The 22,849-nt window shown below is 68.6% G+C and carries 21 protein-coding genes and 2 pseudogenes; 16 read left to right on the forward strand and 7 right to left on the reverse strand.

The genetic code is table 11. The features are described from left to right. Nucleotides 1-40 precede the first annotated feature (40 nt). The 5 genes from ACFU6I_RS33305 (at nucleotide 41) to ACFU6I_RS33325 (ending at nucleotide 6,562) form a co-directional block, all read left to right on the forward strand. Nucleotides 41-1,192, forward strand: a complete 1,152-nt coding sequence (locus tag ACFU6I_RS33305; RefSeq protein ID WP_384373405.1) for an ABC transporter ATP-binding protein — start codon at nucleotides 41-43, stop codon at nucleotides 1,190-1,192. Next, on the forward strand, nucleotides 1,189-2,121 hold the full coding sequence (locus ACFU6I_RS33310; protein ID WP_376663805.1) for an ABC transporter permease: 933 nt from the start codon (nucleotides 1,189-1,191) through the stop codon (nucleotides 2,119-2,121). Before ACFU6I_RS33305 ends, ACFU6I_RS33310 begins: the two co-directional genes overlap by 4 nt. Then, complete coding sequence (locus ACFU6I_RS33315; protein WP_345514461.1) at nucleotides 2,121-2,924, forward strand: ABC transporter permease; 804 nt, start codon at nucleotides 2,121-2,123, stop codon at nucleotides 2,922-2,924. The genes ACFU6I_RS33310 and ACFU6I_RS33315 overlap by 1 nt, the downstream gene beginning before the upstream one ends. 22 nt (nucleotides 2,925-2,946) lie before the next feature. Then, nucleotides 2,947-4,362 carry an NAD(P)/FAD-dependent oxidoreductase gene (locus ACFU6I_RS33320; protein WP_384373408.1) on the forward strand — a complete coding sequence of 472 codons (1,416 nt, stop codon included), beginning with the start codon at nucleotides 2,947-2,949 and terminating at the stop codon, nucleotides 4,360-4,362. A 376-nt stretch (nucleotides 4,363-4,738) separates the two neighbouring features. After that, complete coding sequence (locus ACFU6I_RS33325; RefSeq protein ID WP_384373411.1) at nucleotides 4,739-6,562, forward strand: chitinase; 1,824 nt, start codon at nucleotides 4,739-4,741, stop codon at nucleotides 6,560-6,562. On the opposite strand, the gene ACFU6I_RS33330 is transcribed toward ACFU6I_RS33325, so the two are convergent. Continuing rightward, the gene (locus ACFU6I_RS33330) at nucleotides 6,547-7,137 is read right to left on the reverse strand and encodes a phosphatase PAP2 family protein (RefSeq protein WP_384373414.1); all 591 of its coding nucleotides are present in this window, start codon (nucleotides 7,135-7,137) and stop codon (nucleotides 6,547-6,549) included. The genes ACFU6I_RS33325 and ACFU6I_RS33330 overlap by 16 nt on opposite strands. Nucleotides 7,138-7,495: 358 nt before the next feature. Further along, nucleotides 7,496-8,836, reverse strand: a complete 1,341-nt coding sequence (gene gabT, locus ACFU6I_RS33335; protein ID WP_384373417.1) for a 4-aminobutyrate--2-oxoglutarate transaminase — start codon at nucleotides 8,834-8,836, stop codon at nucleotides 7,496-7,498. Nucleotides 8,837-9,104: 268 nt separating this feature from the next. On the opposite strand from gabT, the gene ACFU6I_RS33340 reads away from it, so the two are divergent. From ACFU6I_RS33340 to ACFU6I_RS33370, 7 genes are all read left to right on the forward strand, one after another. Beyond that, nucleotides 9,105-11,534, forward strand: a complete 2,430-nt coding sequence (locus tag ACFU6I_RS33340; protein ID WP_384373420.1) for an ATP/GTP-binding protein — start codon at nucleotides 9,105-9,107, stop codon at nucleotides 11,532-11,534. A gap of 174 nt (nucleotides 11,535-11,708) precedes the next feature. Further along, nucleotides 11,709-13,280, forward strand: a complete 1,572-nt coding sequence (locus ACFU6I_RS33345; protein ID WP_384373423.1) for a PucR family transcriptional regulator — start codon at nucleotides 11,709-11,711, stop codon at nucleotides 13,278-13,280. 193 nt (nucleotides 13,281-13,473) lie between these two features. Next, entirely contained in the window at nucleotides 13,474-14,919 is a 1,446-nt protein-coding gene (locus ACFU6I_RS33350) for an aldehyde dehydrogenase family protein (RefSeq protein ID WP_384373426.1), read from the forward strand. Nucleotides 14,920-15,246: 327 nt separating this feature from the next. Continuing rightward, entirely contained in the window at nucleotides 15,247-15,408 is a 162-nt protein-coding gene (locus ACFU6I_RS33355; protein WP_384373429.1) for a hypothetical protein, read from the forward strand. An 18-nt stretch (nucleotides 15,409-15,426) separates the two neighbouring features. Beyond that, a complete protein-coding gene (locus ACFU6I_RS33360) occupies nucleotides 15,427-16,647 on the forward strand; it encodes a tyrosine-type recombinase/integrase (RefSeq protein ID WP_384373432.1) in 1,221 nt (406 codons plus the stop codon). Beyond that, nucleotides 16,644-17,003, forward strand: a complete 360-nt coding sequence (locus tag ACFU6I_RS33365; protein WP_384373435.1) for a hypothetical protein — start codon at nucleotides 16,644-16,646, stop codon at nucleotides 17,001-17,003. The genes ACFU6I_RS33360 and ACFU6I_RS33365 overlap by 4 nt, the downstream gene beginning before the upstream one ends. A gap of 48 nt (nucleotides 17,004-17,051) precedes the next feature. Continuing rightward, nucleotides 17,052-17,561 (forward strand): hypothetical protein, encoded by a 510-nt coding sequence (locus tag ACFU6I_RS33370; protein ID WP_384373438.1) that lies wholly within the window; start codon nucleotides 17,052-17,054, stop codon nucleotides 17,559-17,561. 169 nt (nucleotides 17,562-17,730) lie between these two features. Here ACFU6I_RS33370 and ACFU6I_RS33375 read toward each other — a convergent pair whose 3' ends face one another. The 3 genes and pseudogenes from ACFU6I_RS33375 to ACFU6I_RS33385 all read right to left on the reverse strand — a co-directional run. After that, complete coding sequence (locus tag ACFU6I_RS33375) at nucleotides 17,731-17,982, reverse strand: hypothetical protein (RefSeq protein WP_384373441.1); 252 nt, start codon at nucleotides 17,980-17,982, stop codon at nucleotides 17,731-17,733. 99 nt (nucleotides 17,983-18,081) lie between these two features. Then, nucleotides 18,082-18,663 carry an HD family hydrolase gene (locus ACFU6I_RS33380; RefSeq protein ID WP_384373444.1) on the reverse strand — a complete coding sequence of 194 codons (582 nt, stop codon included), beginning with the start codon at nucleotides 18,661-18,663 and terminating at the stop codon, nucleotides 18,082-18,084. 5 nt (nucleotides 18,664-18,668) lie between these two features. Continuing rightward, nucleotides 18,669-18,945: pseudogene (locus ACFU6I_RS33385) on the reverse strand (helix-turn-helix domain-containing protein); the annotation flags it as partial. A 197-nt stretch (nucleotides 18,946-19,142) separates the two neighbouring features. Between ACFU6I_RS33385 and ACFU6I_RS33390 the strand changes: the two are divergent. The 3 genes from ACFU6I_RS33390 (at nucleotide 19,143) to ACFU6I_RS33400 (ending at nucleotide 21,432) form a co-directional block, all read left to right on the forward strand. Then, nucleotides 19,143-19,706, forward strand: a complete 564-nt coding sequence (locus tag ACFU6I_RS33390) for a hypothetical protein (protein ID WP_384373446.1) — start codon at nucleotides 19,143-19,145, stop codon at nucleotides 19,704-19,706. A gap of 195 nt (nucleotides 19,707-19,901) precedes the next feature. Continuing rightward, on the forward strand, nucleotides 19,902-20,549 hold the full coding sequence (locus ACFU6I_RS33395) for a hypothetical protein (RefSeq protein WP_384373449.1): 648 nt from the start codon (nucleotides 19,902-19,904) through the stop codon (nucleotides 20,547-20,549). 700 nt (nucleotides 20,550-21,249) lie between these two features. Then, nucleotides 21,250-21,432: a hypothetical protein gene (locus ACFU6I_RS33400; protein ID WP_384373452.1), complete on the forward strand. Its 183-nt coding sequence runs from the start codon at nucleotides 21,250-21,252 to the stop codon at nucleotides 21,430-21,432. A gap of 41 nt (nucleotides 21,433-21,473) precedes the next feature. Here ACFU6I_RS33400 and ACFU6I_RS33405 read toward each other — a convergent pair whose 3' ends face one another. Both ACFU6I_RS33405 and ACFU6I_RS33410 read right to left on the reverse strand, forming a co-directional pair. Next, entirely contained in the window at nucleotides 21,474-21,989 is a 516-nt protein-coding gene (locus tag ACFU6I_RS33405) for a hypothetical protein (protein ID WP_384373455.1), read from the reverse strand. 102 nt (nucleotides 21,990-22,091) lie between these two features. Continuing rightward, nucleotides 22,092-22,190: pseudogene (locus ACFU6I_RS33410) on the reverse strand (IS5/IS1182 family transposase); the annotation flags it as partial. Between the two features lie 170 nt (nucleotides 22,191-22,360). Between ACFU6I_RS33410 and ACFU6I_RS33415 the strand changes: the two are divergent. Continuing rightward, nucleotides 22,361-22,765 (forward strand): RidA family protein, encoded by a 405-nt coding sequence (locus ACFU6I_RS33415; protein WP_384373458.1) that lies wholly within the window; start codon nucleotides 22,361-22,363, stop codon nucleotides 22,763-22,765. Nucleotides 22,766-22,849 lie beyond the last annotated feature (84 nt).

Consider the following 22,849-nt stretch of genomic DNA (forward strand, 5'->3'; position numbering starts at 1 on the left):
TTCCCCCGATCTCCCCCTGACACCACTGGGACTGCGACCCATGACACAGCAGCAGACAGAAGGCGGCGACGTCCGCCTCACCGGGATCAGCAAGACGTACGGTTCCTTCAAAGCCGTCCAGCCGCTCGATCTGACCGTTCCACAGGGCTCCTTCTTCGCCCTGCTCGGGGCGTCCGGCTGCGGCAAGACCACCACCCTGCGGATGATCGCGGGGCTGGAGGAGGCCACGACCGGCACCATCTCGCTGGGCGGCCGGGACATCACCGACCTCCCTCCGTACAAGCGGCCCGTCAACACCGTCTTCCAGAGCTACGCGCTCTTCCCGCATCTCGACATCGCCGAGAACGTCGCCTTCGGTCTGCGCCGGCGCGGCATCAAGTCGGTCAAGAAGCAGGTCGACGACATGCTGGACCTCGTCCAGCTCGGCGACTTCGCGAAGCGCAAGCCGCACCAGCTCTCCGGCGGCCAGCAGCAGCGCGTCGCCGTCGCCCGCGCCCTGATCAACCACCCGCAGGTGCTCCTGCTCGACGAGCCGCTCGGTGCCCTCGACCTCAAGCTGCGCCGCCAGATGCAGCTTGAGCTCAAGCGCATCCAGACCGAGGTCGGCATCACGTTCATCCATGTCACCCACGACCAGGAGGAGGCCATGACCATGGCCGACACCGTCGCGGTGATGAATGCGGGCCGCGTGGAACAGCTCGGTGCTCCCGCCGATCTGTACGAGAATCCGAAGACGACGTTCGTCGCCAACTTCCTCGGCACCTCCAACCTCATCGAGGGCGAGATCACCGAGGCCGGCGAGGACATCCTGGTCGGTGCGGGCGGCATGACGCTGCGGCTGCCCGCCGGGCGGTGTCAGGCCCCCACCGCCCGTGGCGGCAGGCTGCTGCTCGGCGTCCGTCCGGAGAAGATCTCCCTTGCCCACGCCGACGACGCGGACTCCATAGCCGCCGGACGCAACCGGGTCACCGGCCGGATCATCGACTCCAGCTTCATCGGTGTCTCCACGCAGTACGTGGTGGAGAGCCCGGCCGCCAAGTCGCTTCAGGTGTACGAGCAGAACATCGAGCGCGACACCCGGCTCACCCCGGGAGCCGAGGTCGTCCTGCACTGGAACCCCGCGCACACCTTCGGCCTCGACGCGGCCCAGGACATCGACGCCGGCGTGGAGACGGTGGAGGACGCCACGTGACCGTCACCGAAGCGCCGCCCGCGCCGCCCACCGACCCCGCCGAACTCCCGGTGCGCAAGGCCTCCACCCGCAAGCGGCTCGTACCGTACTGGCTGCTGCTCCCCGGCATCCTGTGGCTCGTCGTCTTCTTTGCGCTGCCGATGGTCTACCAGGCGTCGACCTCCGTACAGACCGGATCCCTGGAGAAGGGATTCGAGGTCACCTGGCACTTCCAGACCTACTGGGACGCGCTGTCCGAGTACTACCCGCAGTTCATCCGGTCCCTGCTGTACGCGGGCACCGCGACGATCCTGTGCCTGCTGCTCGGCTACCCGCTCGCGTATCTCATCGCGTTCAAGGCGGGCCGCTGGCGCAACGTGGTGCTGGTGCTGGTCATCGCACCGTTCTTCACCAGCTTCCTGATCCGTACGCTCGCCTGGAAGACGATCCTCGCCGACGGCGGTGCGGTCGTCGACGTGCTGAACACCCTGCACGTCCTGGACGTCACCAGCTGGCTCGGCTGGACGGAGAGCAACCGGGTGCTGGCCACGCCGATGGCGGTGGTCTGCGGTCTGACGTACAACTTCCTGCCGTTCATGATCCTGCCGCTCTACACCTCGCTGGAGCGGATCGACGGCAGGCTGCACGAGGCGGCCGGCGACCTGTACGCCACGCCCGCCACCACCTTCCGCAAGGTGACGTTCCCGCTGTCCATGCCGGGCGTCGTCTCCGGCACGCTGCTGACCTTCATCCCGGCCAGCGGTGACTACGTCAACGCGGAACTGCTGGGCTCCACCGACACCAAGATGGTCGGAAGCGTCATCCAGACCCAGTTCCTGCGCGTCCTCGACTACCCGATGGCCGCCGCGCTCTCCTTCATCCTCATGGCGGTCGTCCTGCTGATGGTCACCGTCTACATCCGCCGCTCCGGGACGGAGGACCTGGTCTGATGTCCGTACTGCGCTGGCTTCGCCGCCATCTGATCGTCATCGCGGGTCTGCTGACCCTCGCGTACATGATCCTGCCGAACATCGTCGTCATGGTGTTCTCCTTCAACAAGCCGAACGGGCGCTTCAACTACGCCTGGCAGCGCTTCTCACTGGACGCGTGGAAGGACCCCTGCGGCGTCGCCGACATGTGCGGCTCGCTCTCACTTTCCCTCCAGATCGCCACCTGGGCGACGATCGGCGCGACCGCGCTCGGCACGATGATCGCCTTCGCGCTGGTCCGCTACCGGTTCCGGGCGCGCGGCGCGATCAACTCGCTGATCTTCCTGCCGATGGCGATGCCCGAGGTCGTCATGGCCGCCTCGCTGCTCACGCTCTTCCTCAACATGGGTGCGCAGCTCGGCTTCTGGACGGTCCTCATCGCCCACATCATGTTCTGCCTGAGCTTCGTCGTGACAGCGGTCAAGGCGCGCGTGATGTCGATGGACCCGAGGCTGGAGGAGGCGGCCCGCGATCTGTACGCGGGTCCCGTGCAGACGTTCCTGCGGGTGACCCTGCCGATCGCCGCCCCCGGAATCGCGGCGGGAGCGCTGCTCGCCTTCGCGCTCTCCTTCGACGATTTCATCATCACCAATTTCAACGCGGGCTCGACCGTGACCTTCCCCATGTTCGTCTGGGGTTCGGCACAGCGCGGCACTCCCGTGCAGATCAACGTCATCGGCACGGCGATGTTCATCATTGCCGTTCTGGTGGTTGTCGCCGGCCAGCTGATCGCGAACCGGCGAAAGAACAGCGCACGACCCTGAAGTCCTGAAGGAGTTGGAAACCATGGCCCCAGCTGCCATGCGTACTGCTGCACAATCACTCTCCGACGCCCGGCCGGTCTCGTTCTGGCTGGACGACCCCGGCAGGCCCGACGCGCTTCCCGCGCTCACCGGTGACGAACACTGCGATCTGCTCGTCATCGGCGGTGGATACAGCGGACTGTGGACCGCGCTGATCGCCAAGGAACGCGACCCGGAAAGGGACGTCGTACTGATCGAGGGGCATGAGGTGGGCTGGGCCGCCTCGGGCCGCAACGGCGGATTCTGCGCCGCCTCCCTCACCCATGGCCTCCCCAACGGCCTGGAACGCTGGCCCGACGAGATCAAGAAGCTGGAGGAGCTGGGCGAGCAGAACCTCGACGCCATCGAGGCGGCTGTCGCCCGCTACTCCATCGACTGCGAATTCGAGCGAACCGGCGAAATCGATGTCGCCACGGAACCCCACCAGCTCGAAGAACTCCGGGAATGGCACCGGGAAGCGGAGGAACTGGGCTTCACCGGAGTGGAATTCCTCGATCAGGACGCACTGCGCGCGGAAGTCGACTCACCGACATTCCTGGGTGGGCTCTGGGACCGGCGCGGGGTCGCCATGCTGCACCCCGCCAAGCTCGCCTGGGGGCTGAAGCAGGCCTGCCTCGATCTGGGTGTACGGGTGTACGAGCACACTCGGGGTCTCGAACTGGCGAGGACCGCCACCGGGATGGCGGTCCGCACGCCGTACGGGAAGGTCCTCGCCCGGCGCGTGGCGCTGGGCACGAACATCTTCCCGTCTCTGGTGAAGCGGGTGCGTCCGTACACCGTCCCGGTCTACGACTACGCGTTGATGACCGAACCGCTCACCGCCGAACAGCTCGCCTCCATCGGCTGGAAGAACCGGCAGGGGCTGGGCGACAGTGCCAACCAGTTCCACTACTTCCGGCTCTCCGCGGACAACCGGATCCTGTGGGGCGGCTATGACGCGATCTATCCGTACGGTGGCCGGCTGAGCGCCGATCTCGACCAGCGGCCGGAGACGTTCCTCAAGCTCGCGGGCCAGTTCTTCGACTGCTTCCCGCAGTTGGCCGGGGTGCGTTTCAGCCATGCCTGGGGCGGCGCGATCGACACCTGTTCCCGCTTCTCCGCCTTCTTCGGTACAGCCCATCAGGGGCGGGTCGCCTACGCCGCCGGATTCACCGGGCTCGGTGTCGGAGCAACCCGGTTCGGCGCCGATGTGATGCTCGACCTGCTGTCCGGCGAAAGGACCGAGCGGACCGGTCTGGAAATGGTGCGCACCAAGCCGATGCCGTTCCCCCCGGAGCCGTTCGCCTGGGCCGGGATCGAACTCACGAAGAGGTCCCTGGCCAGGGCGGACAGCAATGGCGGGCACCGCAATCTGTGGCTGCGGACGATGGATCGCCTGGGGCTCGGCTTCGACAGCTGACCGTGACGCTCTCGGTGTGACCCAAGGCGCTGCCGAGTGGTGGCCCGACCCGCGTCCTGATCCGGGCGCCCCCTCCGTCGCCGTGTGAACGCACTGTCGCGCACGCGGAAAGGGAGGCCGGCTTCGACCGGCCGGGGGTGGAGGCGGCAGTCGAGGGGTTTGCATCGGTGGCACCGGATCCGGACGTCTGCCGGTGGGAAGGGGAGCGCAATCCCGACGGGATTGCGCTCCTTCCTGCTTGCAGGCGCTGGGACATGTCGGCGGCGGATGAATGCCGAGCGGCGGGGGCGGGGTGGTGTCAGAGGTCTTGACAACCTGATTGGTCTGGACCATGTTGTGCGCGCCACACTCAATTCCCCCCTGCACGGAGGCCGTTGTGGAACGCACGGGACCCCCCACCCGATTTTCCGGACTTCTGGCCGCCTTCTCGGCGGCCCTTCTCGTCGCCGGTGGCCTCGCGGCCTCGGCTCCGGCCGCCGCCGCGGCCGACGCCGATCTGGCGCGCAACGGCGGCTTCGAGGCCGGCCTGGACGGCTGGAGCTGTACGGGCGGCAGCGGAGCCGCCGTCGGCACGCCCGTCCACGGCGGAACTTCCGCGCTGAAGGCGACCCCGGCCGGCAGCGACAACGCCCAGTGCTCCCAGACCGTGACGGTCAAGCCGGACTCCACGTACACCCTCAGTGCCTGGGTGCAGGGCAGCTACGTGTACCTCGGCGCGTCCGGGACCGGCACCACCGACGTGTCGACGTGGACACCGTCCGCGACCGGCTGGCAGCAGCTCACCACCACGTTCAGGACCGGCGCCGCCACGACCTCGGTCACGATCTACACCCACGGGTGGTACGGGACTCCCGCCTACTACGCCGACGACCTCTCCCTCACCGGACCCGGCGGCGACCCGGTCGCACTCCCGGCCACCCCCACCGGACTGAAGGCCGGGGCCACCACCTCCTCGTCCGTCGCCCTCACCTGGACCGGCTCCACGGGAGCGACCGGCTACAACGTCTACCGGGGCGGCACGAAGGTCCTCTCCGTCACCGGAACCTCCGCCACCGTGTCGGGCCTGGCCGCCTCGACCGCGTACAGCTTCCAGGTCGCCGCGACCAACTCCGCAGGTGAGTCCGCCAAGACCGCTGCCGTCACCGCCACCACCGCGGCGGGCGGCGGAGGCGGTGGCGCGGGACTCCCCGCCCACGCCCTCGTCGGCTATCTGCACTCCAGCTTCGCCAACGGCTCCGGATACACGCGGATGGCGGACGTACCCGACTCCTGGGACGTCATCGACCTGGCCTTCGGTGAGCCGACCTCCGTCACCTCCGGCGACATCCGGTTCTCGCTCTGCCCCGTCACCGAGTGCCCGAACGTCGAGTCCGCGGCCGAGTTCAAGGCAGCCATCAGGGCCAAGCAGGCCGCGGGCAAGAAGGTGCTGATCTCCATCGGCGGTCAGAACGGCCAGGTGCAGCTCACGACCACCGCCGCCCGTGACACCTTCGTCTCCTCCGTCAGCAGGATCATCGACGAGTACGGTCTGGACGGCCTGGACATCGACTTCGAGGGCCACTCGCTCTCGTTGAACACCGGCGACACCGACTTCCGCAATCCGACCACGCCGGTCGTCGTCAACCTGATCTCCGCGGTGAAGACCCTCAAGGCCAAGTACGGCGACACGTTCGTCCTGACCATGGCGCCCGAGACCTTCTTCGTGCAACTCGGCTACCAGTACTACGGCTCCGGCCCCTGGGGCGGCCAGGACCCGCGCGCCGGTACCTACCTGCCGGTCATCCACGCCCTGCGTGACGACCTCACCCTGCTGCACGTCCAGGACTACAACTCGGGTTCCATCATGGGTCTGGACAACCAGTACCACTCGATGGGCGGCGCCGACTTCCACATCGCCATGACCGACATGCTGCTCACCGGCTTCCCGGTGGCCGGCGACACCACCAAGGTCTTCCCCGCGCTCCGCCCCGACCAGGTGTCCATCGGCCTGCCGGCCTCCACCCAGGCGGGCAACGGATACACCTCACCCGCCGAGGTCACCAAGGCGCTGAACTGCCTGACGAAGAAGACCGACTGCGGTTCGTACGCCACGCACGGAACCTGGCCCGGACTGCGCGGACTGATGACGTGGTCGATCAACTGGGACCGCTTCAACAACGGTGAGTTCTCGAAGAATTTCGACGCCTACTTCGGCGGCTGAAGCCGCCGTGAGGAACGGCCCGGCCTGCTGAGCGCCAGGAGCAGCAGTCCGCTCAGGCACCAGCTGCCGAGCACATCCAGCGGCCAGTGATAGCCGCGCAGCACCAGACCGATGCCCGTCGCCACTGTCAGCAGGACGGCGGCGACGGGCATCATCCATGACCACTTCGACCGCCCCGCCGGACCCGTGCGCGGTGCGAGCAACAGCGCCGCGGCCCCGTACGCCACCGCGGCCGTCGCCGCGTGGCCCGACGGGTAGTAGCCGGTTACCTCGGTCAGCGGTCCCGGCCGGGCGATCCAGTCCTTGAGCGGGACGATCACCGCGGGTACCACCGCCATGGCCGACGCCGCGTACAGCGGTTCACGGCGTGCGCCGCGCAGCAGCGCGTATGCGATCGCGCAGCCCAGGACCGGGAGCGCGACCTGCATATTGCCGAGATCGGCGAGGAATTCGGTGAGCCGGGCGGGACCGTGTCCGACGACGGACCGGCCGATCCGCTCGTCCAGCCCACGCAGCCGGCCGTCGGCCGCGACCTGCCAGGTGAGGAGCGCAAAGACCGCGAGCAGGGACGGCACCGGCGAAAGGAGGAGAGCCGGCCGCCCCGGAACAGGGGGGGTGGTTCCGGGGCGGCCGCCTGGATCGGTTTGCCGCGCGCCCCGGGGGGTTTGGGGCGAGCGGCCATCCGATCGGTGAGGAGTTCCGGAGCCAGAGGCTCCAGTGGTGTGCGCGAAGGCACGACCAGGACGGCGCCGGGGAAGCTCCGACCCGGTCTCGCTCGCAGTGCCCTGCGAGCGGGGTGTTTCTCTCATCTGCAGAAACCGTACGGCAGCCGATGGGGGACCGACAGCAGGAATCGGATCCCGCCATCGCCCCCCCACACCTTCTTCACAGACCCTCACGTGGGCACGGTCAGGATCCGGCGCCAGGAGCGGATCAGATCTGGGCGAAGGCCTGCTCGATGACGTCGAGGCCCTCGTTCAGCAGGTCCTCGCCGATCACCAGCGGCGGCAGGAAGCGCAGCACATTGCCGTACGTGCCACAGGTGAGGACGAGCACGCCCTCGGCGTGGCAGGCCTTCGCGAGCTTCGCGGCGGCCTCCGGGTTCGGGTCCTTCGTGCCGGACTTCACCAGCTCGATCGCGATCATCGCGCCGCGGCCGCGGATGTCACCGATGACGTCGCCGTTCGGCAGCTTCGCCTGCATCTCGGCGAGGCGGCCCTTCATGACCTCCTCGATGCGCTTCGCCTTCCCGTTCAGGTCCAGCTCACGCATGGTCTCGATGGCACCGAGCGCACCCGCGCAGGCCACCGGGTTACCGCCGTACGTACCGCCGAGGCCGCCCGCGTGCGCGGCGTCCATGATCTCGGCGCGGCCGGTCACCGCGGAGAGCGGCAGACCGCCCGCGATGCCCTTGGCGGTGGTGATCAGGTCGGGGACGATGCCCTCGTCCTCGCAGGCGAACCACTGGCCGGTACGGCAGAAGCCGGACTGGATCTCGTCCGCGACAAAGACGATGCCGTTGTCCTTGGCGAACTGCGCGATGGCGGGGAGGAAGCCCTTCGCCGGCTCGATGAAGCCGCCCTCGCCGAGCACCGGCTCGATGATGATCGCGGCGACGTTGTCGGCACCGATCTGCTTGGTGATCTGGTCGATGGCCTGGGCGGACGCCTCGGCACCGGCATTCTCCGCACCGGTCGGCCAGCGGTAGCCGTACGCCACCGGGACGCGGTAGACCTCGGGTGCGAACGGACCGAAGCCCTGCTTGTACGGCATGTTCTTGGCGGTCAGCGCCATCGTGAGGTTCGTCCGGCCGTGGTAGCCGTGGTCGAAGACGACGACGGCGGTGCGCTTGGTGTAGGCACGGGCGATCTTCACGGCGTTCTCGACGGCCTCGGCGCCCGAGTTGAACAGCGCGGACTTCTTGGCGTGGTCGCCCGGAGTCAGCTCGGCGAGCTGCTCACAGACCTCGACGTACCCCTCGTACGGCGTGACCATGAAACAGGTGTGGGTGAAGTCGGCCAGCTGCGCGGACGCGCGGCGCACGACGGCCTCGGCGGAGGCGCCGACCGAGGTCACGGCGATGCCGGAGCCGAAGTCGATCAGGCGGTTGCCGTCCACGTCCTCGATGATCCCGCCACCGGCACGGGCGGTGAACACCGGCAGGGTGGAGCCCACACCTGCGGCGACCGTCGCGAGACGGCGGGTCTGCAGCTCCACCGACTTCGGGCCGGGAATGGCAGTGACGACGCGGCGCTCCTGCGGAATTGCGGTCATGCGGGGCTCCTGGGGGTGTTTCGGACGCTTCTCTCTCTGCAGGCTAGGGGCGAGGCCGGGGGTCCGGCATGTTCCGTTCGGGAGAAGTGGCGGGTCGCGGTTGTCCGTCACGGACATAGCGACCGGTATGGCCCCGGCCCGGCAACAGGTGCGGGACATCCCGCTCGACAGCGTCTGACGGGGTGGTACGGGGCACTAGATTGAGGGGATCGGGCGCCCGCGCCCGGAGTTAGCCGGTCAGCGCTGGTCAGGGGACGAGGGACAGCACATGGACACCGAGGGCACGTACGACTCACGCGGCACCCGCTCCGGTCATTCGGTGCCGCGCCCGGCCGGCCCACCACCGCCCGTGCTGCCGCCCATGCCGGGCCACGCACCGGCCTCCGGGCCCTCCCTCGGCGACTGGCTGCGCATCCCCAGGCCGATCGCGGAACCCGGCGTCTGGCGGTTCGGTCACACCTCCCGGCCCGCCCGGGAGGAGGAGCGCACGCCCGACCGCACCCTGCTCGGCGGAGCAGTGATCTCGCTACTGGCCTCGATCCTCATCTGGTCGCTCTGGCGCAACGGATACATCCCGTACTGGCGGGTCCCGCTGAAACTCTTCACCCCCGACGGCTGGTGGGGACCGTTCGGAGATCAGCCGCTGACCCACGGGGCCGTACGGGCGCTCGACATATACCGCCTTCTGATCATCGGAGCCATCTTCTACGGGTTCGGCCGCTTGGGTAACTGGCCCGCCGCGTTCGAACGATGGGTCGGGGGCCGGGGACCCGCCGCGCGGGCCGGCGGCGCCGCGGCCGGCGCCCTGCTGGTCTGGATCCTCGTATGGAACGGGACCGTGCCGGGCATGGAGCTGACCTTCAGCTTCGCCGCACCGTGGCTGGGCGCCGACCGCACCGTGACCACCGCGGTCACGTATACGCTGTACGCCCTGATCACCCTGGTGATCGTGTGGCCGTTCGCGAAGCTGGGGCGGTGGACGGAACTGCTGCGCCGGACCTCCGGCGGCAAGGGACCGCAGCACCCGCCGACGGGCCTCGCCGCCACGACCGAACGCACGAGCGGCAACGTGCACGGCGGCGTGGCCCGGGACGCAGGCCGCGGCACCGAAAGCCGTACGGACGACGGTGCGGACGATCCGGCCGAGTGGCCCGAGGTGCGCGCCGCCGGACAGAACCAGGTCGCCGCCAAGCTCTCCCAGGAGGCGCGGTCGGGCCGGATGAACGACGTCGACTACGCCCGTATCCGACGTGCCTGGACGTCCGTACGCGCCGACAGCAACCGGCTCCCCGCCTTCACCGACACCGTGCTGCGCAACGGCGCCGCCGCCTGCACCCACCCCTCCGGCGCACGTGATCTACCCGTCCGTGCCGCCCGGCACGACCTGCTGGTCGACCAGGTCAGGCTCGGCACCGTCGACGACAGCGAACGCAACCCCTACGCGCGCCGCGGCAGCGGCATCGCCCTCGACCCCGGGCTGCTCGGCACCTCCCTGCTGGCGGTCGGGCCGCCGGGAGCGGGCAAGAGCCGCGCATTGATCCGGCCGGTCGTCGAATCCCTCGCCCTCCAGGCGCTCGCCGGGCGCGCCGCCGTCGTCGCGGTGTGCGCCGCCGGAACCCAGCTCGGCGCCGACGAGGGCTTCGACGTCGTGGTCAAGCTCGGCGACCCGTCCTCCGTCCACGATCTCGATCTGTACGGAGGCACCACCGACCCCGATGAAGCCGCGGCCGTCCTGGCCGAAGGGCTCGTCGGTGATCTCCAGGAGGTGGACAGCCGACGCGCCGCCACCACCCTCGCCCAGCTCCTCGGTCCCTACCGCGCCGCCCACGGTCGCTTCCCACCCGTCCCGGAGCTGCGGGAACTGCTCGACGACGTACCGGAGACGCTCTCCACCCTGCGCGCGGCCCTCGACGCGACGGGCAGGCAGGACATGCACCGCGAACTCGACGCGCGCGCCCGCCAGTCCGGCGCCCCCGGCGACGCCGGACCCGCGCTCGCCGACCGGGTCGCGCTCCTCGACCGGCCCGCGTTCGCCGACTTCTTCGACACGACCGGCAAGACCCGCCCCTTTTCCCTGCGGGCCCTGGAACACCCCCTGAGGGTCCGCATCGACCTGCCCGAACGCGGCCACGCCGAGGCGTCGCGGATGATGGCCCGCCTTGTCCTCGCCCAGTTCACCGCGAGCGCCGCTGCCCGCACGGACCGCTCGCTCTTCGCCTGCCTCGTCCTCGACGACGCGACCCGGGCCCTGACCCCCGACACCGTCCGCGGAATCCAGCGGCTGCGCTCCGCGCACGCCGGAGCCGTGGTCACGCTGCGCACCCTCGACGATGTCCCGGAGAGCCTCCACACAGCACTGCTCGGCGCCGTGGGCTGCCGGATGGCGTTCTCCGGGATCACCACCTGGGACGGCAAGAAGTTCGCCGAGGCGTGGGGCACGGAATGGGTCGAGACGAGGGACGTCACCCAGCGCACGGTCTTCGCCGACCAGCCGATGACCCGGGCCATCCACGCCTTCCGGAAACTGGTCACCGGGAAGGCCGTGACCACGGACGCGGTGACCGTACGCCAGGTCGAACGCGAACGCTGGTCCGCCTCCGAACTGGCCCATCGCGTTCCGGCCGGACACGCGGTGCTGTCCCTCACGACCGTACGGGGGGACCATGCGCCGCCCCTGCTGGTGAACCTGAACGGCTGAACCGTGTCCGTGCGGCCCGGACGTGCGGACCGGGTCCACCCCGGCGGATCCGACGGGAGGGAACGGTGTCATATCTCCGGGAGCAGTCACGGCGGACCCTGCCGCCCTGGCAGAATCGGGAGCAGCCGTTCGTACGGGACGGCGAAATCGACTCCTGAAGGTCCCGCGGTCTCCATGCCCCCCACACTCGCCTCGCTCGTCCAGCACTCGGCGCTCAAACTCACGGTGCGTGCGGGGGCGGACCGGCTCGACCAGCCCGTGCGCTGGGCGCATGCCAGCGAGCTCGCCGACCCCGTCCCTTACATGGAGGGTGGAGAGCTCCTTCTCGTCACCGCCACCAACCTCGACGCGGAGAACCCCGAAGCGATGCGGCGGTACGTGCGACGGCTGGCCGGCGCCGGAGTTGTCGGGCTGGGCTTCGCCGTGGGCGTCAACTACGACGACGTACCCCAGCCGCTCATCGACGCCGGGGAGGAGGCCGGGCTGCCGATCCTGGAAGTGCCGCGCCGCACCCCGTTCCTCGCCATCGCCAAGGCCGTTTCGTCGGAGATCGCCGCCGACCAGTACCGGGCGGTGACAGCGGGGTTCGAGGCCCAGCGGGATCTGACCAGGGCCGCACTCGCGGGGGACGGACCCGCCGAACTCCTCGCCCGGCTCGCCGCACAGGTCGACGGCTGGGCCGCGCTGTACGACGCCTCCGGCGCTGTCGTGGCCGCCGCCCCCGACTGGGCCGCCCGGCGTGCCGCCCGGCTCACCCCCGACGTGGAGCGCCTGCGAGAGCGCCCTGCTCCGGCGAGCATGGTCGTCGGCGACACCGACGACCGGGTCGAGCTCCAGACCTTGGGCACCGGCCGCAGGGCCCGGGGCGCCCTGGCCGTGGGCACCGGTTCGGCTCTCGGTACCGCCGAGCGGTACGCCGTGCACTCGGCCGTCGCCCTGCTGACCCTCACCACCGCCCGCTCGAGCTCCCTCCAGGGCGCTGAGCAGCGGCTCGGCGCGGCGGTGCTGAGGATGCTCCTGGCCGGCCAGCCGGACCACGCGCGGGCCGTTGCCGGGGACCTGTACGGAGGGCTGCTCGATGCTCCTTTCCGGCTGCTGATCGCGGAGGCGACCGAGCCGTCGACACCGGCGCTGCTCGGTGAGGCGATGGAGGCGGCGGCTTTCCGGGCCGGCGAGGCGCTGTTGACGGTTCCCGAGGGCGAGCGGCTCGTCGTCCTCGCCGCGGACGGTGGTGCCGCTGTCGCCGCGTGCACGGCATATGCGGAGGCACAGGACGAGCGGACCCCACGCGACCAGAAGACGCCCGAGGAAGGGGGAGTGGTGGTCGGGCTGTCCGCACCGGCGGGTCCGATCGCCGTCTCCGCCGCATACAAGCAGGCCGAACAGGCACTCTCGGTCGCCCGCCGCCGGGGCAGGGCCCTCGTCGAGCACGAAGAGCTGGCGGCCGGCTCGGTGCTGCCACTGCTCGCGGACGACGCGGTACGGGCCTTCGCGGACGGCATGCTCCGCGCCTTGTACGAGCACGATGCGAAGGGGCGCGGAGACCTGGTCGCCTCGCTGCGGGCCTGGCTCTCCCACCACGGACAGTGGGACGCGGCCGCAGCCGACCTGGGCGTGCACCGCCACACCCTGCGCTACCGAATGCGGCGCGTGGAGGAGATTCTCGGCCGCTCCCTGGACGATCCGGATGTCCGGATGGAGCTGTGGCTGGCGCTGAAGGCCACCGGCTCACCGTCGACGCCGTGAGACGGAGCCCGGCCGCCGCCTGAGGGCGCCCGTGCACCGGACGGTTGCGGCAAACCGTCCTGACGGGCGCGGTCATCCGACAATCCGGCGCATGCCTGCCGCCCTTCGCTCCATGGCGGACAAGCGTCAGGTCGACGGCCCGGCCCTACGGTGGGGGCAAGACACCCCACGACTCCGAAGGGCCGGAACCTCCATGACTTCCACCCACGCCTTCTGGCTCGCCGGCCGCCAGGCCACCGGCGAGGACAGCTTCGACGTCACCAACCCCTGGGACGGCCGTCTCGTCGGTACGGTCAGCGTGCCGACCGACGCGCAGATCGAGGAGGCCGTCGCCGCCGCGCACGCCGTGCGCGAGGAGTTCGCCGCGACGCCCGCCCACGTCCGCGCCGCCGCCCTCGACCACGTCGTCCGGCGTCTCGTGGAGCGCACCGAGGAGATCGCCCAGCTGATCTCCGCCGAGAACGGCAAGCCCATCAAGTGGGCGCGCGGCGAGGTCGGCCGTGCCGTCTCCGTGTTCCGGTTCGCCTCCGAGGAGGCCCGTCGCTTCAACGGCGGCGACGCCCAGCGCCTCGACACCGACGCCGGCGGCACCGGCCGTCTCGGGCTGACCCGGCGCTTCCCGCGCGGCACGGTCCTCGGTATCGCGCCCTTCAACTTCCCGCTGAACCTGAGCGCCCACAAGGTCGCCCCGGCCATTGCCGTCGGCGCCCCGATCATCCTGAAGCCCGCCCCGGCCACCCCGATCTCGTCGCTGATCCTCGGCGAGCTGCTGGCCGAGACCGACCTCCCGGCCGGTTCGTGGTCCGTGCTCACGGTGCCCAACGACCGGATGCCCGCCCTCGTCCAGGACGAGCGCCTGCCCGTGATCTCCTTCACGGGTTCCGGCCCGGTCGGCTACTCCATCCTGGAGTCGGTGCCGCGCAAGCACTGCACCCTGGAGCTGGGCGGCAACGGTGCGGCGGTCGTCCTCGGCGACTACGCCTCCGACGAGGACCTGGACTGGGCCGCGGGCCGGATCGCGACCTTCTCCAACTACCAGGGCGGCCAGTCCTGCATCTCGGTGCAGCGCGTCATCGCGGACGCCTCGGTCTACGACCGGCTCGTCCCGAAGATCGTCGCGGCCGTCGAGGCCCAGGTCACCGGCGACCCGTCCGACGCCGCCACCGACGTCGGCCCGCTCGTCAGCGAGGACGCCGCCAAGCGCGTCGAATCCTGGGTGGACGAGGCTGTGCAGGCAGGCGCCCAGCTGCTCACCGGCGGCAAGCGGGACGGTGCCACCTACGCGCCGACCGTCCTTGCGGAACTCCCGGACGGCGTCAAGCTCTCCTGCGAGGAGGTCTTCGGACCGGTCCTGTCCGTGCAGAAGGTGGACGGCGAGGCCGAGGCCTTTGCCTCCGTCAACTCCTCGAAGTACGGCCTGCAGGCAGGTGTGTTCACCCACGACCTGCAGACCGCGTTCCGTGCGCACCGGGCCCTTGAGGTCGGCGGCGTGATCATCGGCGACGTCCCCTCCTACCGGGCGGACCAGATGCCGTACGGCGGAGCCAAGCAGTCCGGCGTCGGCCGTGAGGGTGTCCGCTACGCGATGGACGACTACACCTACGAGCGCGTGCTGGTCCTCACCGGCCTCGCCCTCTAGTGCCGCGACCGGCAATGTTTGCCCCATGAGGGGCGTCGTCCAGGGCGTGCGATCGCAAGGTGGCGAGCGTGCGTGCTGGGCGGCGCGACGGGGCGAAGCCTGCCGGGAGGGGCACTGGCCCGCAGACCGGATCGAACCGATCCGACAGAGCCGCCTGTAATCCGCCTGGACAGCACGACAGCAGGCGGCAGAACGGCCGGAGCCCACTGTGCGGGGGCTCCGGCCGTTCCTGCGTATATGCGCCCTGACCTGCAAGTATCGCTAGATCTTGGCTAGTTCAAATGGGTGGCTGGGAAAACGGTGGGAAAACGGGGCTAGTCTCCCGCCATGGCGAGCATCGTTCCGCGTAGGAACAAGGGCGGGGACATCCAGAGCTACCAGGTGAAGTGGAAGGACGGCGGCACACGGTCCGACAGGTGGCAGTCCGAGCGCTTCGATGACGAGGATGCGGCGAAGGTCTTCAAGGCCGCCGTTGACGAGGCCGGGTAGCACTGGCCCCCCGGCTGGGTGAAGGGCAGGGGCCCCATCGACCCGACAGCCGCGGACGAGCTGCGCTACCGCTTCGACCGCTGGGCAGTTGAGTCCGTCAACGCCCGCACCGCGAGCAAGCGCTACAAGCAACAGCGCATCCGTGCGCTCGAGATGTACATGTTCCCGACCTTCGGCAACTGCGACATCCGTTCCGCCGAGCACTTCAGCAAGGCCACGATCGCCGCATGGGTCAACAAGATGCTGAAGACGAAGGTCAAGCGCGGGTCGAAGACCAAGGACATGTCACCGGAGACCCTGCGGGGTCTGCACGGGCTGCTGTCGTCGGTCCTGAAGGAGGCCGTAGTCGCCGAGCCGCCGCTTCGGGACCGCAACCCGTGCGACCTGACCCGGCTCCCGAGCAATGACGACTGGGGCATCAGCGACGACGAGTCGAGCGACGACATGGAGTTCATGACTCCTGAAGAGGTCGCCGGCCTCGTCGAGTGCTTCCCCCGCCCCAGTGACCGGATGCTCGTGCGCACGGCGTACGGGAGCGGACTGCGATGGGGCGAGATCAGCGCGCTCGCGGCGCGGCATGCCCGCAACCCCCGGCCCGGCGAGTACGAGCTGCGCGTCACCCGGGCGTGGAAGCGGGTGCCGGGCGAGGAGTGGTACCTGGGGCCGCCGAAGTCGAGAGCGGGGCGGAGGGCGGTCGAGTTCACGGTTGGGCTGTGGCAAGAGCTCCCCGACTACGGCCTCGGCATGATGGGGAAGGACGACCTGCTCTTCCATGACGGCAGTGGCGGCCGGCTCCCCTACACGACCTTCTACGACCGGTGGATGGCAGGGGTTGCTGAGGCCAAGAAGCGGGGGGTGATGCCGACTTGGAAGTTCCCCACATTCCATGACCTGAGGCACTCTCACGTGGCGGCGCTGCTGTCGGACGGGCACAGCCTGACCTACGTGCAACGGCGCCTGGGGCACGAATCGATCACGACCACCTCCGACCGATACGGGCACCTGCTGGAGACGGCGCACACGGCCGCTCTGGTGACGCTCGATCGGGTCATGGGGTTCACGCAACCCGCCCGTGCTGCGTCGCAGGAGAACGGCCGCGGGGGCACGACGGGGGGCGCGCGGTGTACGTCGCCCACATCGGGTCGCAGCGGGTCCCCTTCTGGGATGAGGGCGATGCCGAGGGGACGGCGGAGCGCTGGGTGCGTGAGCGCGGCGGCTCGGTGCACGTCGAGAAGATGACGAGCGACGGGTGGATCGGCTCCGTCGGTGATGGGGCCGGCGCGGACAGCGCGCTGAAGTCCGTACGTACCCAGACGCCGCATCGTGCCTGGGTGTGGGAGGTGGGGCCGGTCCTGTACGCCCAGGACGGCTCCGAGGTCGTACAGAATCCGAGAGCGGCAGAACCACGCGGCTCATGGCGGTGGGACTTCGAGGACCTCTATACCGAAGAGCTGTCGCACTCGGCCGCAGAGCGGCCTATTGGCCCGGAGGCGCGGACCGTTGCTCGGGCCTGGGTGAGGGATGAGGACGCCGTCCGTGCGGCGTTCGTAAATGCCCGTGCGGAGGCACTACGGATCTGCTCCCTGGTCCAGTGATCACGTACAGCACTGAGACCTCCATCTCGGCTGCGTGACCGTCGCTGAATGACCAGACTGACGGCCATGCAGATGTCGGAGCCCTACGCCACTACCGTCGCGGCCGTTGCACCTGTGATCTGGCTCGTCGGGTCAGTTGAGGTCTACCAGGCCGTCAAGAGGATCGAGCAGATGTTAGGTGAGCGCGAGGAGCATCTTGCGCAAGCCCTTCGTGACTTCAGAGCCGAAGCGGATGACGATGCAGTTGAACGTTTGCATCGTCACTTCCACAGCCCGCCTTCCAAGCAGAGGCAACGCGCCCTCATGCTGCTGTACGCGATCTGGCTCGCGATCACTTTCATGCTGATCTGGGTATCCCTCAGTGCTCTTGCGTGGCTTGGCGAGGATGGAGGGCCTGGCAAGGAAACGGGTGCTGCGCCGTTCCTGGCGGTGTCGTCGCTGGTTGTTCTGGGTTTGGGCTTTTTTTGTCATCACGGTGGTACCCGTGGCCACTGTTATTGGTCGTACAGGGAGAGCAAGGGCGCGGCGGACGGCTTTGCTCAGGGATATGCGAGATGAGGTCGCGGCACGAAGGGAAGCCAGTAGAGGCGCCGTTCCTTCTCAGGCGGGGAACCCCGATGGGGCTGATACATCCCTACCACCTTCTTGATGTTCGCTCCTGACTTGCGTGGCGAGTAGTGCGATTGCCGCGAGCACTGTTGCGGCGGCGGTGGGACTTCGAGGACCTCTAGGTGATGCCCCAGTCCGGGGTGCGCGGGCGTGGGCGCCGCTCCTCGCTCGGCCGTTCCGTGGGCTGCCGCTTTCCCTGCCCGCGCTGCTCCCCGCCGGGCTGCTCCGCGCGTTGCTGCTCCCCGCCTCTCGGCTTCCCGCGCTCCTGCTGTTCGACGTCGCCGATCCGCTGGCGCACCTGGGCCAGCAGCATGGCGAGGTACGTCTCCAGGGTGCGGAGGCGTGGCAGGTCAGGGGGCAGGTCGTACATGTGTTCGAGTCTACGTCGGTGGAGATGTGTAGCGCAGGTGCCCACGGAGGCGAAGGGCCCCGCCTCGTCCAACGAGAGGGGCCCACCGGCGAGCTGCGGTCAGCTTTGCTTTTCGCCGAGCGCGATGCGTAGCCAGTCCAGCGATCCGCTCTGCAGGACTGCGTCGGCGAGCTCGTTCGCGGTCTTCGTGGTGAGGCGCCCGCGGCTGTTGTCGATCCACCGCTGGGCGTTCTCGTAGCCCTGCGCCTTGTACTCGATGCCTTGGATCATGCATTCCAGTTTGTCGGCGTCTCGGGCGCACACTGCCTCAGGGGATTCCTTCGCCTCGTACTCGGCAACGACATCCCGGACGGCGGACGCCAGTACCTCGGGCATGCCGGCGACCTGGTCGGCCGTGACCGCTTCAGGGTCGGCGGTCGGGGCGTACTTCTTGCCCAGGTAGTTCACGTCACCGGTGCGTGTTTCCTGCGAGTCGTGCCACACCGCGAGAAATGCAGCCTTTGCCGGGTCGGCTCCTTCAAGCTTCGCGATGACCGACGCGATGAGGGCGGTGCGCCAGGAGTGCTCCGCGACGGACTCGGGATCGCGTACGCCGGCCATCCACCACCCGGTGCGCTTGGTCTGCTTCAGCGTTCCGGCCTCGTACAGGAATCTCGCCACCGCGGATAGGTCGTCTGCCACCTCGGAAGGAGAGTGGGGGCGGTCCCCATCTGCATCAGCCGGTGCCGGTGCATGAGCATCTGTCCGGTCGGCACAGCGGTGAGAGGGCGGCGCCCGGTCCCATCCGGCGATCGTGTCTGAGGACACCTTGAGGAGCTCGGCCGCTTCCTCCTGGGTGCGCCCCTGCTGCTCTCGTATCACGCGGAAGACGTAGCCCGAGATGACCCCCATACGGGGGCGTCCGGATGAACCCTGACCACCGGTCAGGGATTGTGGCGCGCTCGACTGCATGGCTTGCCCCATTCCCCATCGCTGACGGCAACCCACCTGTACTCGCGGTCACTTCATGCGCTGAGCGCGGCTTTCTACCGTCCTAGTCATCACCAGACGAGCCTAGAGGGAGGCTCTCGGCAATGGGCACCGTTGCAGATCCCGAGGGGGCTATGCCGGTTGACTCTGCGTCACCCACGCGCGCTGCACCGCTCACCGAATCAGGGGAGTTGAGGCTCTATCAGGGTCCGGAGGCCCTGGTGCATTCGCGCTGCGAGCGGGAACGGGCGGTCAGTCACTGGCTCCTCGCGGCCGCCGAGGACATGAAAGAGGCTCGCGAGCAGTGGGAGACCAGGGGTATCGCGCTCCTGCGGTGCGGCGGGCTGTTCGCCGCGATCCGCATCCCGGCCGGCATCGTGCAGGCTGCCGCCGGAACTGAGGACCCCAAGCGCATCGGTGTCTATCTGGACGAGGCGGTCCACGGCCCCGTTTTCATCGACACGTCTTCCCAGCGGTACTACGCGCTCGTACCGGCGAGCACGTCACGGCTACCGCAATGGGCCGACCGTCAGGTGCCGGAAGCAGAGTGTCTCGGGTCCGGTTGCTTCCTCGGTGTCCCGCGCCCGCAGCGGACCGAGCCGGAGATGTTCCGGCCTTACTGGTGTGTGCCGATGGATGGCCCCGGCGCCCTGTGCAGCCCGGATGCGGTCTCTCAGCTCGTCGCCTACGGCCGTTATCAGCGGGCCCTCGGGGAGCGCCTGGCGGTGGAGGGGGACGAGGACGGTCATGGATAAGACGACCGTGGGTGTTGAGGAGGCGTACCGCGCCTATGTGGGCCACACCATGACCCACGACGACTGCGGCGTTGACGGGCTGTGCGAGAAGCGGCGTCGGCTGCAGAGGGAGTGGCAGAGTCTCTGTCGGCGGTGCGCTGGCTGCGGTACGACCAGCCTTCCCACCCTCAGCGTTGTGGGGGCGACGATCCCTCTGTGCGACGACTGCAAGCCGCGGCAGGCCCGGTGACGACCTTCCCGCGACCGCTCGTCGTTCCGTATATCGCGTCCTGGTCGGAGGAGCAGGCCCGCAGCCCCGTGGTGATCGGTCCGCGCGGTGGCATCGCCTACCAGGACGAGGGCCCGTACGACCGGGACGCCAACGGCTACCTATGGCTACGGGCACCGGCCAAACAGGGTTGCGGGCGCCCGGAGTTCGGCAGGGTGCATCCCTTGCGGCAGCGGCGCGTGATGCGCCGACTGCTGTGCCAGGTCTGCGGCGGGCCGGCGGACCAGGACGAGCGCGGCACGCTCTGGCTGCTGGAGGACCACCGAACTGACTGGGAAGGCTGGCCGAACGGCCTACTGACGACGCACCCACCGGTGTGTGTCCCGTGCGCACGGGAGGCTGTCCGCTCCTGCCCCAACCTGCGCTCTGGGTGCGTGGCCGTACGGGTCGGGTCGTCGGACGTAAGCCGCATATACGGAGTCCGCTATCTGCCAGGGAGCCCGATGACGCCCGGCGTCGTCGAGTACGGCGACCCCGCCGGGCGGTGGGTGCTCGCCAGTCAACTGGTGCGCGGCCTCTCGGACTGCACGGTCGACCCGGACGAGTTCGCCGATGTGCCGACGCGCTCCCAATGACTCCCGCCCGCGGTCGTTTCGCCGATCGATCGCGGGCGGGGCACGCCCGCACCCGAGGCCGGCGGCGGCCGGGGTGCGGGCGGGGCAACTGCCCCTGACCTGGATGGACGGCACGCCGTCGTTCAGGCAATCAGAGAATCATGGATGAGGAACGGCTAGAAGTGGATCACGACATCGACACCAGGGTGAACGACCGCCTGGTGACTAACCGACCGGGGTGCCTCTGTGTGCTCGCACAGCCGAGCTGCTTCGGGTTTCTCCTCTTCATTGCTGTGCTGCTCGCAGCGGGCGGCATTGCCGATCTCGCCTCGATATCGGAGGTACCTGGTGAATGAACGCCTCGGCCAGATCCTCTACGTGGTCACGCTCGCCGCGCTGCTTTCCGCACTGGTCCTCGGCATCAAGGGTGGATAGCCAGGCTGTGCAACGGACGTGGATAACCGGCCACTGCTGGCGCTGCGACGAGCCCGACGTACCCGTTCTGTGGCTCGGCCCCGTGCAGAGCCTGGAGCAGGGGGACGTCCCGTTCTACTGCTGTCAGCCGTGCGTCCGCCGACTTGAGGCCCTGATCCGCGCCTACCACGGCCAGGGCCCGCGCCTGCTTCCTCACGAAGCGCTATGACCGCACCGCTCCGATACGCCCCGGCCGTACCCTGGCCGGGGCGGCATTCTCTATCCCCAAGCACCCGAGGAACCTCGCGTGTCCATGTCTCGTATCCCCTTCGAGCGGCTTCCCGCCGACGTCCGAAAGGCCGTCGGCGACAAGACCGGCGCCGTGCACCAGGCGGTGACCGTGCGCGGCGGCATGAACTCGGGCATCGCCTCCGTCCTGGCAACCGACAGCAGCAGGGCGGCGGGCAGCAACAGCAGCAGGGCTAGTTAGAGCGTGCAAGGCGCAGGATTGCCCCTGCTAGTTGGTCCCCGTCACGGCACATGAGGACTTGACGACGACCCGAAATCCAACGCGTCTAGTACGGGGGTCCCGCTGAAACTAAGTACATTCACCTGATAGGTGTAGCTGAGCACACGACCGCGTTGAAGTCCCACTTCGGCCGTAAGGACGAGGAATCGAGGCGCCCCTTTAACCCCCCCGAAACTCTGAGCCTCAAGGGCGACAGTCGCGCCATCCACGGCCGTGATGGTCTGGTCTTCGGGGAGGTCGATGGCACTTGGGGCCACCGTGGCGGTCCAGTTCGCCATCCAGTCCACCTCGTCGTTAGGCGGATCGTCCGGCCAGCGCGTCACTGCGTTTTTTCCAGTGGGAATGTAAGTCTTGGCGGAGTAATGTACCGGATCCGGTTCACCCGTCAGGTTGCACTGCACCCAACCGGTATAAATTTCGAGCGTTCGTGCCACTTCACCTTGTGAATTCACCGTGGTGATCGGCAGGTGTCTGATGTGGTGCATATCCGCGAGCGGGATGGAAATCGTTGTTGACATTGCGGCCTCCTTCGGTGCGAGCTGGCGTCAATTTTGAGGCTCCAGCAACTCGGGAGCGCGCGCGTGGCAAGGGTCCGAACGGGTGCCTAACAGTGAGCTCTTTCAGCGTTGACGCTCCAGGGTGAGGACTGCTGCGGCGATGACGGTCATGCGGTTGGGACTGCAGCGGGCTCTGCGGGAGACGTTCCAGGACTTCAGTCGCACATTCACGCCCGCCGCTTCGAAAGAGCTCACTGCAACCAATTTTGTGCGCTCAGAGAACACTTCGACTGCGCTGCCAGACAAGCATCGCTTCAACGAACCTGTAACTTCTGAGTGCAAGGTCCTGTCTGCAACTGACGGTCCCGCCCACTGTTTCAAGGAAGTGAGTCATGAGTTCTCAGACGAAGGCATTCGGTTTTGGTATGCCGTGGGAGTCGTTGTACGGGTACAGTCAAGCCACCCAGGTCGGTGACACGGTTTACGTGTCAGGGCAGCTGTCCCATGACCGGCACGGCAACTTCGTGGGTGCAGGCGACTTCGAACTGCAGGTCCGAACCACGCTGGAGAATCTGGACCTGGTGCTGAGGCAGTTCGGGGCCGAGCGTAGCCAGATAGTGGAGACCACGGTGCTGGTGAGGAACCTGCGGGAGAACTTCGACACGACAGCACGCCTCCACGCCGAGTACTTCGGGGAGCACAGGCCCGCCAGCACGGTCATGGGCATTTCCGACCTGGCACTGCCGGACCAACTCGTGGAGATTGGCGCGCTCGTGCGTCTCGACGTGAAGCGATAGGTAGGAGGCTGGCCTGATTCCTTCACTGATTCCCAATGATGGTTGTCAAGCAGCGGGCCGCAGCCTACGGCCCGCTGCTTGACC

This window comes from Streptomyces sp. NPDC057486 (assembly GCF_042802415.1).
GTDB classification, from domain to species: Bacteria; Actinomycetota; Actinomycetes; order Streptomycetales; family Streptomycetaceae; genus Streptomyces; species Streptomyces yanii.

Bases quoted from the DNA above. Each gene is read 5' to 3' on its own strand.
- ACFU6I_RS33305 (WP_384373405.1), top strand. From the start codon at position 41: ATGACACAGCAGCAGACAGAAGGCGGCGACGTCCGCCTCACCGGGATC.
- ACFU6I_RS33315 (WP_345514461.1), top strand. From the start codon at position 2,121: ATGTCCGTACTGCGCTGGCTTCGCCGCCATCTGATCGTCATCGCGGGT.
- ACFU6I_RS33320 (WP_384373408.1), top strand. From the start codon at position 2,947: ATGGCCCCAGCTGCCATGCGTACTGCTGCACAATCACTCTCCGACGCC.
- gabT (WP_384373417.1), bottom strand. From the start codon at position 8,836: ATGACCGCAATTCCGCAGGAGCGCCGCGTCGTCACTGCCATTCCCGGC.
- ACFU6I_RS33340 (WP_384373420.1), top strand. From the start codon at position 9,105: ATGGACACCGAGGGCACGTACGACTCACGCGGCACCCGCTCCGGTCAT.
- ACFU6I_RS33345 (WP_384373423.1), top strand. From the start codon at position 11,709: ATGCCCCCCACACTCGCCTCGCTCGTCCAGCACTCGGCGCTCAAACTC.
- ACFU6I_RS33350 (WP_384373426.1), top strand. From the start codon at position 13,474: ATGACTTCCACCCACGCCTTCTGGCTCGCCGGCCGCCAGGCCACCGGC.
- ACFU6I_RS33355 (WP_384373429.1), top strand. From the start codon at position 15,247: ATGGCGAGCATCGTTCCGCGTAGGAACAAGGGCGGGGACATCCAGAGC.
- ACFU6I_RS33365 (WP_384373435.1), top strand. From the start codon at position 16,644: ATGACGAGCGACGGGTGGATCGGCTCCGTCGGTGATGGGGCCGGCGCG.
- ACFU6I_RS33370 (WP_384373438.1), top strand. From the start codon at position 17,052: ATGACCAGACTGACGGCCATGCAGATGTCGGAGCCCTACGCCACTACC.
- ACFU6I_RS33375 (WP_384373441.1), bottom strand. From the start codon at position 17,982: ATGTACGACCTGCCCCCTGACCTGCCACGCCTCCGCACCCTGGAGACG.
- ACFU6I_RS33405 (WP_384373455.1), bottom strand. From the start codon at position 21,989: ATGTCAACAACGATTTCCATCCCGCTCGCGGATATGCACCACATCAGA.
- ACFU6I_RS33415 (WP_384373458.1), top strand. From the start codon at position 22,361: ATGAGTTCTCAGACGAAGGCATTCGGTTTTGGTATGCCGTGGGAGTCG.